Genomic DNA, 12,939 nt, shown 5'->3' on the forward strand with positions numbered 1-12,939 from the left:
ATTCAACAAGTAAGCGATCATTATCTAACATTTAGAGCAATTTGTCTTCAGGATGTAGGAGTACGCATGGAGTTCAGTGTTAAAAGTGGCAGTCCAGAGAAACAACGTAGCGCATGTATCGTTGTTGGTGTGTTTGAACCACGTCGCCTTTCTCCAGTAGCCGAGCAACTTGATAAAATCAGTGACGGTTACATCAGTTCACTACTTCGCCGTGGTGATCTAGAGGGTAAACCTGGTCAGATGCTGCTACTGCATCAAGTACCAGGTGTTTTGTCAGAGCGCGTTCTACTTGTAGGTTGTGGTAAAGAACGTGAGCTAGGCGAGCGCCAGTACAAGGAAATCATTCAAAAGACGATCAGCACACTTAACGAAACAGGTTCTATGGAAGCAGTGTGTTTCCTAACTGAACTGCACGTTAAGGGTCGTGATACTTACTGGAAAGTTCGCCAGGCAGTAGAAGCGACTAAAGATGGTCTTTACACATTCGATCAGTTCAAGAGCGTTAAGCCAGAAACTCGTCGTCCACTGCGTAAGCTAGTATTCAACGTACCAACGCGTCGTGAACTAAACCTAGGTGAGAAAGCAATCACTCACGGTCTAGCTATCGCATCTGGTGTGAAAGCATCAAAAGATCTTGGCAACATGCCACCAAACATCGCAAACCCTGCGTACCTTGCTTCTCAAGCACGTCGCCTTGCTGACGATTACGAAACCGTAACCACCAAGATCATTGGTGAGCAAGAGATGGAAAAACTGGGCATGACATCTTACCTAGCCGTAGGTCGTGGTTCGAAGAACGAATCAATGATGTCGATTATCGAATACAAAGGTAACCCAGAGTCAGAAGCAAAACCTATCGTACTTGTCGGTAAAGGTCTGACGTTCGATTCAGGCGGTATCTCTCTAAAACCTGGTGAAGGTATGGATGAGATGAAGTACGACATGTGTGGTGCAGCATCTGTATTCGGAACAATGAAAGCGCTAGCGAAGCTAAACCTACCAATTAACGTGATTGGTGTTCTAGCAGGCTGTGAAAACATGCCAGGCAGCAACGCTTACCGTCCAGGTGACATCCTAACAACCATGTCAGGTCAAACGGTAGAAGTTCTGAACACGGATGCGGAAGGTCGTCTTGTTCTTTGTGACGCACTGACTTACGTAGAGCGTTTCGAACCAGACTGCGTAGTTGACGTTGCAACGCTAACTGGTGCTTGTGTTATCGCGCTAGGCCACCATATCAGCGGCGTAATCTCTAACCACAACCCACTTTCTCATGAGCTAGTAAACGCTTCTGAGCAAGCGAGTGACCGTGCATGGCGTCTACCAATGGCAGACGAGTACCACGAGCAGTTGAAGAGCCCATTTGCTGATATGGCAAACATCGGTGGTCGTCCTGCTGGTACTATCACTGCGGGTTGCTTCCTGTCTAAGTTTGCTAAAAAGTACAACTGGGCACACCTTGATATCGCAGGTACTGCGTGGAAATCAGGCGCAGCGAAAGGCTCAACGGGCCGTCCTGTCTCAATGCTTGTCCAATTCCTTTTGAACCGCAGCGGCCAAGAGACAGAAGAGTAATTTCTGAACAACATCTAAAAGGGCCGCAAGGCCCTTTTTTATTACCTCGATTTTCTAAAATTAAAATCGGATTTAATATGGTTTCAGGAAGAGACCAACGGCAAGTGAGAGAATGATGCAAACTGCAACCTTCTACATCATTAACGAAGAGAGCCCGCAAGCAACGGTGGCTGGCTTTGAGGAATACATTGTTTTTTTGGCTCAGCACTTTGCTCGCCAAGGCGCAAAAGTATATCTGAACTGCCAAGACAAACCGCATGCCGAGCAGCTCGCTGAAGCCTTTTGGCAAATTGATGCAGACAAGTTCATGGCACATAATCTTGTAGGCGAAGGACCGAAATACGCCACCAACATTGAAATCGGCCATGAAGGTGTAAAACCTAACTGGAATCGTCAGCTGGTAATTAATTTGGCGGAAAATGAGACAACCTTTGCGAACAAGTTTGCTCAAGTGGTAGACTTCGTGCCTTGCGAAGAAAAAGCTAAACAGCTCGCAAGAGAAAGGTATAAAATTTACCGTCAGGCAGGTTATCAACTGCAAACGATCGAAATTCAATATCCTTAACGGTCAATCCTTATAGTTAAGCTCTCCACTCAGAGAGTTCACTTATAAAGATTGACTTAGATTCAACCATCAACGTATCCATTAAAAGAGCGCTATGGAAAAGACATACAACCCAACTTCAATCGAACAAGCTCTGTATCAGACTTGGGAAGAGAAAGGCTACTTTAAGCCACACGGTGACACTACTAAAGAATCATACAGCATCATGATCCCGCCACCGAACGTCACTGGTAGCCTACACATGGGCCACGCGTTCCAAGACACGATCATGGATACGCTTATCCGTTGTGAACGTATGAAGGGTAAAAACACTCTTTGGCAAGTAGGTACGGACCACGCAGGTATCGCAACTCAGATGGTTGTTGAGCGTAAGATCGCAGCAGAAGAAGGCAAAACAAAACACGATTACGGTCGTGAAGCTTTCATCGACAAAATCTGGGAATGGAAAGGCCAATCTGGCGGCACTATCACTAAGCAGCTTCGTCGTCTTGGCGCATCTGTAGACTGGGATCGTGAGCGCTTTACGATGGACGATGGTCTATCTAACGCCGTTCAAGAAGTGTTCGTACGTCTATACGAAGACGATCTAATCTACCGCGGTAAGCGTCTAGTTAACTGGGATCCAAAGCTACACACAGCGATTTCAGATCTAGAAGTAGAAAACAAAGACACTAAAGGCAACATGTGGCACTTCCGCTACCCACTCGCAGATGGCGTTAAAACAGCAGATGGCAAAGACTACATCGTTGTTGCAACGACTCGTCCAGAGACCATGCTAGGCGATACTGGTGTTGCGGTTAACCCAGAAGATCCACGTTACAAAGATCTTATCGGTAAAGAAATCATCCTTCCTATCGTTGATCGTCGCATCCCAATCGTGGGCGATGAGCACGCAGATATGGAAAAAGGTACTGGCTGTGTGAAAATCACACCTGCGCACGACTTCAACGACTACGAAGTTGGTAAGCGCCACCAGCTACCAATGATCAACATTCTGACTTTCGACGCGAACATCCGTGACGCTTCTGAAGTATTTAACACCAACGGCGAAGCAAGCGACGCTTACAGCACTGAGCTACCAGCTAAGTACCACGGCATGGAACGTTTTGCCGCTCGTAAAGCTATCGTTGCTGAATTCGACGAACTAGGTTTACTTGAAGAAGTGAAAGATCACGATCTACAAGTTCCTTACGGCGACCGTGGTGGCGTGGTTATCGAACCAATGCTAACTGACCAATGGTACGTACGTACTGCGCCTCTAGCGAAAACAGCAGTTGAAGCAGTAGAAAACGGCGACATCCAATTCGTTCCTAAGCAATACGAAAACATGTACTTCTCTTGGATGCGTGACGTTCAAGACTGGTGTATCTCTCGTCAGCTATGGTGGGGTCACCGCATCCCAGCTTGGTACGACAACCAAGGTAATGTTTACGTAGGTCGTGACGAAGAAGAAGTTCGTAAGAACAACAACCTAGAGTCAGTCATTGAACTTCACCAAGACGAAGACGTACTGGATACATGGTTCTCTTCTGCACTATGGACGTTCGGTACTCAAGGTTGGCCAGAGCAAACTGACGATCTGAAAGTATTCCACCCTTCAGACGTACTAGTAACTGGTTTCGACATCATCTTCTTCTGGGTTGCGCGCATGATCATGATGACCATGCACTTCGTGAAAGACGAAAACGGCAAACCACAAGTACCATTTAAGACGGTTTACGTTACTGGTCTAATCCGTGACGAAAACGGCGACAAGATGTCTAAGTCGAAAGGTAACGTACTTGACCCAATCGACATGATCGATGGTATCGACCTAGAGTCTCTAGTAGAGAAGCGTTGTGGCAACATGATGCAACCTCAGCTAGCGAAGAAGATCGAGAAGAACACTCGTAAGACGTTTGAAAACGGTATCGAAGCATACGGTACAGACGCACTACGTTTCACTCTTGCAGCAATGGCATCAACAGGTCGCGATATCAACTGGGATATGAAGCGTCTTGAGGGTTACCGTAATTTCTGTAACAAACTATGGAACGCAAGCCGTTACGTAATGATGAACACAGAAGAGCAAGATTGTGGCTTCAACGGTGGTGAGATTGAATACTCACTAGCGGACAAGTGGATCGAGTCTCAGTTTGAACTTGCAGCGAAAGCGTTCAACAACCATATCGACAACTTCCGTCTAGATATGGCGTCTAACACGCTTTACGAATTCATCTGGAACCAATTCTGTGACTGGTACCTAGAGCTAACTAAACCAGTTCTATGGAAAGGTACTGAAGCGCAACAGCGTGGTACTCGCCGTACACTAATCACGGTTCTTGAGAAGACTCTACGTCTAGCTCACCCAGTGATTCCTTACATCACTGAAACTATCTGGCAAAGCATCAAGCCACTAGTTGAAGGTGTAGAAGGTGAGACAATCATGCTTCAAGCACTGCCTCAATTCGACGAAGCAAACTTCAACCAAGAAGCGCTAGACGATATTGAATGGGTGAAAGCGTTCATTACCAGCATCCGTAACCTACGTGCTGAATACGACATCAACCCAGGTAAGCCGCTTGACGTTATGCTGAAAGCTGCAAACGCAGAAGACGCAGCGCGTCTAGAAGCAAACAAACAAGTACTGATGTCTCTAGCGAAACTAGAATCTGTACGCATACTTGCTGCTGACGAAGAAACGCCAGCGTGTGCGACAGCCTTGGTTGCTAAGTCTGAGCTGATGATCCCAATGGCGGGTCTGATCGACAAAGACGCTGAGCTTGCTCGTCTAGATGGCGAAATCAAGAAAACTCACGGCGAAATCAAGCGTATCGAAGGCAAACTAGGTAACGAAGGCTTCGTAGCGAAAGCACCTGAAGCAGTTGTTGCTAAAGAGCGTGAGAAGCTTGAAGGCTACAAAGAAACACTAGCTAAGCTAGAAGAGCAGAAGACAACGATCGCTGCACTTTAATCGCTAAAAGCTAGAATAAAAGAATCAAAGGGTTGGTGTGAAAGCATCAACCCTTTTTGCATTTTATCGCTCAGAAAGCTTTCAAAGATATTCACTCTTCTCTCCTACTCTACCTCCTATTTAATAGCTTTTACCTATCAAACTAATCTTAACTGCCCATTAGATTTAATGATAATAATTCTCAATAATAGACCTATCGAAACAACACAACGATTGAGTAATTATCATGAAAAAGACACTAACCTTTGCAGCACTCCATTTTACTATCGCGTTTAGTGTCGCTTACGTGCTTACTGGCGACATTCTAATTGGTAGTTTAATTGCCATGATTGAGCCTTCAGTGAACACCGTAGCTTTCTACTTTCATGAAAAGGCATGGGCAAAAGTCCCAGCGCTTAAAGCTCGTCAGTGGATGACCAAATTAAAAACCGCAAGCTTTGCCACTATCCATTTCAGTGTTGCGTTTAGCGTGGTTTACTTACTAACAGGTGATGCGTTTGTTGGCGGTATCATGGCGATGCTAGAGCCAAGCTTGAACACTGTGGCTTACTACTTCCACGAGAAAGTATGGATGCGTAAATCAGATAGCCAAGCACCACAGTTTTGTTTGCATCAACACGCTTAAACGAAATATATTGGGTCACAACTCGTGGCCCTTTTTTATAGGCAAAATATGGAACAAATTGCTGGCTTCACCCTCCGTACAATTACAGCGCAAGATAACTCTGGCATTGCTCAAGTGATTCGTAAAGTTTCTGCAGAATACGGTTTAACCGCAGACAAAGGTTATGGTGTGGCCGATCCAACGCTTGATGACATGTACTCGGTTTACGACCAGCAAGGCGCAGCCTACTGGGTAGTCGAATACCAAGGCGAGATTGTGGGTGGCGGCGGCTTTGCACCTTTAGCTGGTGAGCCAAATGTGTGTGAGCTGCAAAAGATGTACTTCTTACCTCAAACACGAGGGCACGGTTTAGCCAAACGCATCGTCGCATTGAGCTTACAACTGGCGAAACAGTTTGGGTATCAGCAGTGCTATTTAGAAACGACAGAATGTCTAAGAGAAGCGGTAAGCTTGTATGAAAAGCTAGGCTTTGAGCATCTCGATGCCCCGCTAGGACAAACAGGGCATGATGCATGTGAAGTCGTGATGCTTAAGACGCTATAACGTTTTATCCCCAAACTTAAAGTACAAGATGGGTAACACAGAGCTCTTGGCTAAGCGCCACTTTAAATGCTTGGCGTTGCCCATCTAATTCCACCGCGAGTTCGTAGAGATCTTTTGGATCGGGATCATTAAGATCGGCATACTTTGGCGCTTCGATCTGGAATAAAGCACTCGCATGATCCGCTCGGACATCAATAGGAATATGATAAGTCATGCCATTAAACTTAACCGATGCCGATACTAGACCCGGCGCAAAAGTTTGATAGTACAAGTCTACTTTAAACTCACAACCACCACCGTGGTGCCAAATCTGTTCGGTTGCCACACGGTCTAAACGCACATTGCGAATAAACTGCAGATACGGCTCTTGCCATACCCCTAAGCGCTCATCACTCTTTTGGTATTCATGATCCGCAAGTGAGCACAACTCTGGTTTATCCTCATCCAGCAGAAGATCTTCTTCTTCCTCAAGGAACAGGATCTCAAAACGGTTACGTCCCATTTGCATGAACGGACGAATGTCTTTTTTGTACACGCTTTGTGAACCGTCACAGTCGAACAATGCTACCCCGTTCAAACGCACTTCAGCATGGTAATCCACACCACCCAACACCATTTCTACCGCTGGGAATGCCATCATGGATTCGTCCACTTCAATGTCGTGCATCAGGTGCCACTCTTGCTGACGAATCGCTTCTTCAGTCAGTTCAGTAGGCAATACCTGACTCAAAGGAGCAGGGAAAGTAATGTCATCCTGTGGGATAGAAAGGTCCGTGAGTGGAGAGACTTGCCATAAACCGGCGAGTGAGAGTTGCATATACACCTTGAGCTAGATCAATTTTCACGCATTATATACTCAAGTTGCTTAGGGTTATAGGCAATATGCCTAGAAACTCAATGAGAATTATTTATCGTTAGCCACAGTTATCATTTTTAAGGCACAAAAAAGCCAGCGATAAACGCTGGCTTCTTAGATCGAGTAAGAGGATTACTCTTCGTCTTCATCATCTTCTTCAGGGTAAAGCGCATCTTCGCCTTCGTAGTAAGTACCCCAACCGTCGTAAATGATGTCGTATTTTTCTGCAAGATGAACCAGTTTCTCAACCTGAGCATCAATCGCTTCTGCGTTTAGTGCAGATTCCATTGTTGCATCACAGCAAAGTAGCTTGTTGCCGTCTTCATCTTCTGTTTCTTCAGCTTCAAGAACTTCAAAGCCCATCTTGAACGCTTCAACAACCGCTTTTTCTAGTGTGTCGAAGTCTTCAGCAAATAGGTGGTGCTCGATTTCGTATAGTGAATCTGGATCGCTGCCGTCTTCTAGCAATGCTGCAATGATATCGCGAGTCTCTTCCTTTTGAATCTCAATTAATTCTTCTACTGATAGATATTCATCTTCGTGAGACATGTTTTGGCTCCAGATTAGTTACTTGATGGAAACACTATACTCTAAACTGAGTACGTTAATGCGGTGAAATATGGCACGGATTGCGATGAAAAGCCACAAACAAACACCAAACTGCGGTGATTCTTGATGATAATTTTTGCTCGCAAATCTAAACCCCGCTCACAGAAACAAAAAATTAACAAAAACAGCTAATCTTTAATATTCAGAAGATCCTAATTGAACCTAAGACGAGTAATTTTAGACTTGTTTGCGTGTTTATGATCTTGGAGTGAATACAGCAACGGCTCGGTAATTCTGACCTAACGAATAAAAGAAAGCTAAAAACTGCATATTTCAGAATGGTTATGCATGTTTTATGCACTATTGATGTATGACTTCTCTCTCGAACGAAAAAGAATAAAAACGCACTTTATAAAAGTCATGAACAAACAATAAAATATAGAATTAAAATACACTAAGGGATTATTTACAAAATATAACGCCAAAAAACGATATTTTTGCAATATATAAGCAAAGTTCTAGGACTTGCATCTTTGCACCAAGCTTGTCATAACTAACGGCTGGAATATTTGTAAGGATGCAAAATGAGTAAGCTGTACGTTGGATCAGAAGTTGGTCAACTAAGACGAGTTCTATTAAACCGCCCAGAGCGCGCCCTCACCCACCTAACGCCATCGAACTGCCATGAGCTACTGTTTGATGACGTATTGGCGGTAGAAGCGGCAGGTGAAGAACACGACGCATTCGCGCGCACATTGCGTGAGCAAGATGTCGAAGTGTTACTGCTTCATGATCTACTGGTTGAGACCCTTGCGGTTCCAGAAGCAAAACAATGGTTGTTGAACACTCAGATCTCTGACTTCCGTTACGGTCCGACTTTCGCTCGTGACTTACGTCAGTACTTCGCAGAGATGGACGATGAGCACCTAGCAAGCATTCTTCTTGGCGGCTTGGCTTACTCCGAACTGCCAATCAAATCTTCATCAATGTTGCCGAAGATGAAGCGTCCACTGGATTTCGTTATCGAACCTCTGCCTAACCACCTCTTTACTCGTGACACGTCATGCTGGGTATATGGTGGCGTTTCTCTTAACCCAATGATGATGCCTGCACGTCAACGCGAAACCAACCATCTGCGCGCGATTTATCGCTGGCACCCAACCTTCGCGGGTCAAGACTTCATTAACTACTTTGGTGATGAAGACCAGCACTACGACAATGCTAACGTTGAAGGTGGTGATGTACTGGTTATCGGTAAAGGTGCGGTTCTGATTGGTATGTCTGAGCGTACAACTCCGCAAGGTGTCGAAAACTTAGCGGCAAGCCTGTTTAAATCTGGTCAGGCGAAAGAAGTGATTGCTATCGACCTACCAAAACACCGCTCGTGCATGCACCTTGATACGGTCATGACGCATATGGATGTGGACACTTTCTCGGTATACCCAGAAATCATGCGTAAAGATTTAGATACTTGGCGCCTAACACCTAAAGGCAACGGTGAAATGCATGTCGAAGCATCACACAACTATCTGCATGCCATCGAATCGGCACTTGGCTTAGACCAATTGAAGATCATCACAACCGGTGGTGACAGCTACGAAGCTGAGCGAGAGCAATGGAACGATGCCAACAACGTACTGACAGTGAAACCTGGTGTTGTGATTGGTTACGAGCGTAACGTCTACACTAACGAAAAGTACGACAAAGCTGGCATTGAAGTCCTGACCATTCCGGGTAACGAGCTTGGTCGCGGTCGTGGTGGTGCACGTTGTATGAGCTGCCCAATCGAACGTGACGATATTTGAGAAACCTCTCCCACCAAATAAAACCAATTGAGACTAAGGTTGATGTGAATGCATCAACCTTTTTTTGTCTTTAATTAAAATAATTATTCACAATAAAAGCATTTATATGTTTTAATGCTTTTATTCTTTATCAACCAAACGACCTAAGGGACGAGCTATGGCTTTCAATCTACGTAATCGCAACTTTTTGAAGCTATTGGACTTCTCAACTAAAGAGATCCAGTTTTTGCTCGAACTGTCTGCAGAGCTGAAAAAAGCTAAATATGCAGGAACAGAGCAGAAGAAACTTCAAGGTAAAAACATCGCACTAATCTTTGAGAAATCTTCTACTCGTACCCGATGTGCGTTTGAAGTCGCGGCCTTTGACCAAGGCGCTCAAGTCTCTTACATCGGTCCTTCTGGCTCGCAGATCGGTCATAAAGAGTCGATGAAAGACACCGCTCGTGTTCTTGGTCGTATGTACGATGGCATCGAATACCGTGGCTTTGGTCAATCCATTGTTGAAGAGCTTGGTACTTATGCTGGCGTACCAGTCTGGAATGGTTTAACGGATGAGTTCCACCCGACCCAAATCCTTGCAGACTTCCTGACCATGCAAGAGCACGGACGTGGGAAACAACTGCATGAAATGACGTTTGCTTACCTTGGTGATGCTCGCAATAACATGGGGAACTCACTCATGGTTGGCGCAGCAAAAATGGGCATGGACATCCGCCTTGTGGCACCAAAAGCGTTCTGGCCAGAAGAAGCATTAGTGGTCACTTGCCAAGAAATTGCCCAACAAACCGGCGCGAAAATCACGCTAACGGAAAACGTTGAAGAAGGCGTTAAAGGCTGTGACTTCCTATACACCGACGTTTGGGTCTCGATGGGTGAGTCTGCAGAGGCTTGGGATGAACGTGTTGCGCTGATGACACCTTACCAAATCAATATGGATGTGATTAAGCAAACGGGTAACCCTAACGTGAAGTTCATGCACTGCCTGCCAGCCTTCCACAACGATGAAACAACTGTGGGTAAAGAGGTCGCGGAGAAATACGGTATGAAAGGGCTTGAAGTAACCGAAGAGGTGTTTGAATCTGAATACTCTATCGTATTCGACGAAGCCGAGAACCGCATGCACACGATTAAAGCCGTGATGGTGGCAACCTTAGGCAGCTAAACCAAAGCATTAAAAATGGTAACAAAAACCATGATGTAATCGCTTGCGCTCACGAAAGTTAAGCGTATAATGCTCGGCAATTTGTCTGAGGATTACGAAATGACCACGCCGATTGCTGACGTAAAAACGCGATTTGCTCTAGCTAAGCGACTACGCTTACGTGCTGTTATTTTCGTTAATTCTATTGAATTTTAAAACCTCCCCAATTGGGGAGGTTTTTTTATGCCTAAAATTCCATCACGGTGAATTTTGGGGATAGTCACCACTTTATAGGGAAGAAGATCATGGCGAACTCGCTTTACCAGAAGCACATCATCTCTATTCCAGAGCTTTCACGTGAAGAACTGGAACTGATTGTAGAAACTGCAGGTCAGCTAAAAAAAAGAACCTCGTCCAGAACTGATTAAAAACAAGGTTGTAGCGAGCTGTTTCTTTGAGCCATCCACGCGTACTCGTCTGTCGTTCGAGACAGCAATTCAACGTATCGGTGGTGATGTTATTGGTTTCGATAACGGTGGTAACACCTCTCTGGCGAAAAAAGGCGAGACGCTGTCTGACTCAGTTCAAGTGATCTCTTCTTACGTCGATGCATTCGTAATGCGCCACCCTCAAGAAGGCGCAGCGCGCTTAGCCTCTGAGTTTTCTAACGGCGTACCCGTTATCAACGCAGGTGATGGCGCAAACCAACACCCAACGCAAACGCTACTCGACCTATACACCATCGCGGAAACACAAGGTCGTCTAGATAACCTGAACGTTGCATTCGTTGGTGACCTAAAATACGGCCGCACTGTACACTCATTGACGCAAGCATTGGCGAAGTTCAACAACATCCGCTTCTTCTTTGTTGCACCAGAAGCACTTGCGATGCCTGACTACCTATGTGAAGAACTTGATGAAGCAGGTATCCAATACAGTCTGCACACAGACATGGAAAGCGTGATTCCTGAGCTCGACATTCTGTACATGACTCGCGTACAGAAAGAGCGCTTTGATGAATCTGAATACGCACACATCAAGTCAGCTTACATCCTAACAGCGGCACTACTAGAAGGTGCGCGTGAGAACTTGAAAGTACTGCACCCACTGCCTCGTGTAGATGAGATCACCACAGACGTCGACGTCACACCGCACGCTTACTACTTCCAACAAGCAGAAAACGGCGTTTACGCGCGCCAAGCATTGTTGGCACTGGTTCTTAACGAAACACTGTAATCGAGGGAGAAAATCACATGGCTAAAGAAACTCAATTGCAGGTAGAAGCAATCAAAAACGGCACAGTAATCGACCACATTCCAGCACAAATTGGTATTAAGGTGCTGAAGCTGTTCGATATGCACAACTCTTCTCAACGCGTAACCATCGGTCTGAACCTGCCTTCATCTGCACTCGGTCACAAAGACCTACTCAAGATTGAAAACGTGTTCATCAACGAAGAGCAGGCAAGCAAGCTCGCGCTTTACGCACCACATGCGACCGTAAACCAAATCGAAAACTACGAAGTAGTGAAGAAGTTGGCGCTGGAGTTACCAGAGAAAGTTAACAACGTGTTTGAATGTCCGAACAGCAACTGTATTACACACAACGAGCCGGTTGCGAGCAGCTTCCAAGTGTTCGAGAAGAAGGAAGAAATCCGTCTGAAGTGTAAATACTGTGAGAAAGTCTTCGCGCGTGAGATCGTGACTGAGCGTTAATTTCCCGCTTCGAATCTTGCTAACGATAAATTAACTGATACCCCGCTAATGCAGGGTATTTTGCTCTTTACGTGCTTCATGTTTAAAGGCAAACTGATTCTTCTTAAGAACGCTCAAGATGCTTGAGTAAACTCTTTATTCCCCTAAACAGATGGAACAATTCAAATGACGAAAGTACTTCACACTGAGTCTGCACCAGCAGCAATCGGTCCTTACGTTCAAGGCGTAGATCTAGGCAACATGGTTCTAACTTCTGGCCAAATCCCAGTAAATCCAGCGACAGGTGAAGTGTCTGCAGACATCGCAGAGCAAGCTCGTCAATCTCTAGAGAACGTAAAAGCTGTTGTTGAAGCATCAGGCCTTAAAGTGACTGACATCGTTAAAATGACAGTATTCGTGAAAGACCTAAACGACTTCGGTACAGTAAACGAAGTTTACGGTAAGTTCTTCGATGAGCACGAAGTAGCAAACTACCCTGCACGTTCTTGTGTAGAAGTCGCTCGTCTGCCTAAAGATGTTGGCATCGAGATTGAAGCAATCGCAGTTCGCAAATAATTGCGCAGGCTGACAAACATAAAAAAACGGGTAGCTCAGGCTACCCGTTTTTTTATT

11 protein-coding genes and 2 pseudogenes are annotated in these 12,939 nt (G+C 45.4%); 11 read left to right on the forward strand and 2 right to left on the reverse strand.

The annotated features are described in order from the left end of the window. The first annotated feature begins 66 nt into the window (after nt 1-66). From pepA to KHO06_RS14600, 5 genes and pseudogenes are all read left to right on the forward strand, one after another. Complete coding sequence (gene pepA, locus KHO06_RS14580) at nt 67-1,575, forward strand: leucyl aminopeptidase (RefSeq protein ID WP_005534257.1); 1,509 nt, start codon at nt 67-69, stop codon at nt 1,573-1,575. A 115-nt stretch (nt 1,576-1,690) separates the two neighbouring features. Beyond that, the gene (locus tag KHO06_RS14585) at nt 1,691-2,140 is read left to right on the forward strand and encodes a DNA polymerase III subunit chi (RefSeq protein ID WP_005432852.1); all 450 of its coding nucleotides are present in this window, start codon (nt 1,691-1,693) and stop codon (nt 2,138-2,140) included. 94 nt (nt 2,141-2,234) lie between these two features. Continuing rightward, nucleotides 2,235-5,093 (forward strand): valine--tRNA ligase, encoded by a 2,859-nt coding sequence (locus KHO06_RS14590; protein WP_212581800.1) that lies wholly within the window; start codon nt 2,235-2,237, stop codon nt 5,091-5,093. Nucleotides 5,094-5,319: 226 nt separating this feature from the next. Beyond that, nucleotides 5,320-5,718 carry a DUF2061 domain-containing protein gene (locus KHO06_RS14595; RefSeq protein WP_005441986.1) on the forward strand — a complete coding sequence of 133 codons (399 nt, stop codon included), beginning with the start codon at nt 5,320-5,322 and terminating at the stop codon, nt 5,716-5,718. 66 nt (nt 5,719-5,784) lie between these two features. Next, nucleotides 5,785-6,261, forward strand: a pseudogene (locus KHO06_RS14600) (GNAT family N-acetyltransferase); the annotation flags it as partial. Between the two features lie 16 nt (nt 6,262-6,277). Here KHO06_RS14600 and KHO06_RS14605 read toward each other — a convergent pair. Further along, nucleotides 6,278-7,078, reverse strand: a complete 801-nt coding sequence (locus tag KHO06_RS14605) for a hypothetical protein (protein ID WP_212581802.1) — start codon at nt 7,076-7,078, stop codon at nt 6,278-6,280. 171 nt (nt 7,079-7,249) lie between these two features. Further along, entirely contained in the window at nt 7,250-7,666 is a 417-nt protein-coding gene (gene rraB / locus KHO06_RS14610; protein ID WP_005432867.1) for a ribonuclease E inhibitor RraB, read from the reverse strand. Nucleotides 7,667-8,250: 584 nt separating this feature from the next. Here rraB and arcA point away from each other — a divergent pair. The 6 genes and pseudogenes from arcA (at nt 8,251) to KHO06_RS14635 (ending at nt 12,882) form a co-directional block, all read left to right on the forward strand. Next, nucleotides 8,251-9,471 (forward strand): arginine deiminase, encoded by a 1,221-nt coding sequence (gene arcA, locus KHO06_RS14615; protein ID WP_005432859.1) that lies wholly within the window; start codon nt 8,251-8,253, stop codon nt 9,469-9,471. Between the two features lie 157 nt (nt 9,472-9,628). Beyond that, the gene (locus KHO06_RS14620; protein WP_212581803.1) at nt 9,629-10,633 is read left to right on the forward strand and encodes an ornithine carbamoyltransferase; all 1,005 of its coding nucleotides are present in this window, start codon (nt 9,629-9,631) and stop codon (nt 10,631-10,633) included. 69 nt (nt 10,634-10,702) lie between these two features. Beyond that, on the forward strand, nt 10,703-10,828 hold the full coding sequence (locus KHO06_RS26825) for a hypothetical protein (RefSeq protein ID WP_005432831.1): 126 nt from the start codon (nt 10,703-10,705) through the stop codon (nt 10,826-10,828). An 89-nt stretch (nt 10,829-10,917) separates the two neighbouring features. Next, nucleotides 10,918-11,848: pseudogene (pyrB, locus tag KHO06_RS14625) on the forward strand (aspartate carbamoyltransferase). A gap of 17 nt (nt 11,849-11,865) precedes the next feature. After that, nucleotides 11,866-12,327 carry an aspartate carbamoyltransferase regulatory subunit gene (gene pyrI, locus KHO06_RS14630; protein ID WP_005432849.1) on the forward strand — a complete coding sequence of 154 codons (462 nt, stop codon included), beginning with the start codon at nt 11,866-11,868 and terminating at the stop codon, nt 12,325-12,327. A gap of 165 nt (nt 12,328-12,492) precedes the next feature. Further along, nucleotides 12,493-12,882, forward strand: coding sequence for a RidA family protein (locus KHO06_RS14635; RefSeq protein ID WP_005432832.1), 390 nt, complete (start codon nt 12,493-12,495; stop codon nt 12,880-12,882). The last annotated feature ends 57 nt before the right edge of the window (nt 12,883-12,939 follow it).

The sequence above is a fragment of the Vibrio sp. B1FIG11 genome, assembly GCF_905175335.1.
Lineage (GTDB): Bacteria > Pseudomonadota > Gammaproteobacteria > Enterobacterales > Vibrionaceae > Vibrio > Vibrio campbellii.

Coding starts and splice junctions, on each gene's coding strand:
- pepA (WP_005534257.1), top strand. CDS start 67: ATGGAGTTCAGTGTTAAAAGTGGCAGTCCAGAGAAACAACGTAGCGCA.
- KHO06_RS14595 (WP_005441986.1), top strand. CDS start 5,320: ATGAAAAAGACACTAACCTTTGCAGCACTCCATTTTACTATCGCGTTT.
- KHO06_RS14635 (WP_005432832.1), top strand. CDS start 12,493: ATGACGAAAGTACTTCACACTGAGTCTGCACCAGCAGCAATCGGTCCT.
- KHO06_RS14605 (WP_212581802.1), bottom strand. CDS start 7,078: ATGCAACTCTCACTCGCCGGTTTATGGCAAGTCTCTCCACTCACGGAC.
- KHO06_RS14590 (WP_212581800.1), top strand. CDS start 2,235: ATGGAAAAGACATACAACCCAACTTCAATCGAACAAGCTCTGTATCAG.
- arcA (WP_005432859.1), top strand. CDS start 8,251: ATGAGTAAGCTGTACGTTGGATCAGAAGTTGGTCAACTAAGACGAGTT.
- KHO06_RS26825 (WP_005432831.1), top strand. CDS start 10,703: ATGCTCGGCAATTTGTCTGAGGATTACGAAATGACCACGCCGATTGCT.
- pyrI (WP_005432849.1), top strand. CDS start 11,866: ATGGCTAAAGAAACTCAATTGCAGGTAGAAGCAATCAAAAACGGCACA.
- KHO06_RS14620 (WP_212581803.1), top strand. CDS start 9,629: ATGGCTTTCAATCTACGTAATCGCAACTTTTTGAAGCTATTGGACTTC.
- KHO06_RS14585 (WP_005432852.1), top strand. CDS start 1,691: ATGCAAACTGCAACCTTCTACATCATTAACGAAGAGAGCCCGCAAGCA.
- rraB (WP_005432867.1), bottom strand. CDS start 7,666: ATGTCTCACGAAGATGAATATCTATCAGTAGAAGAATTAATTGAGATT.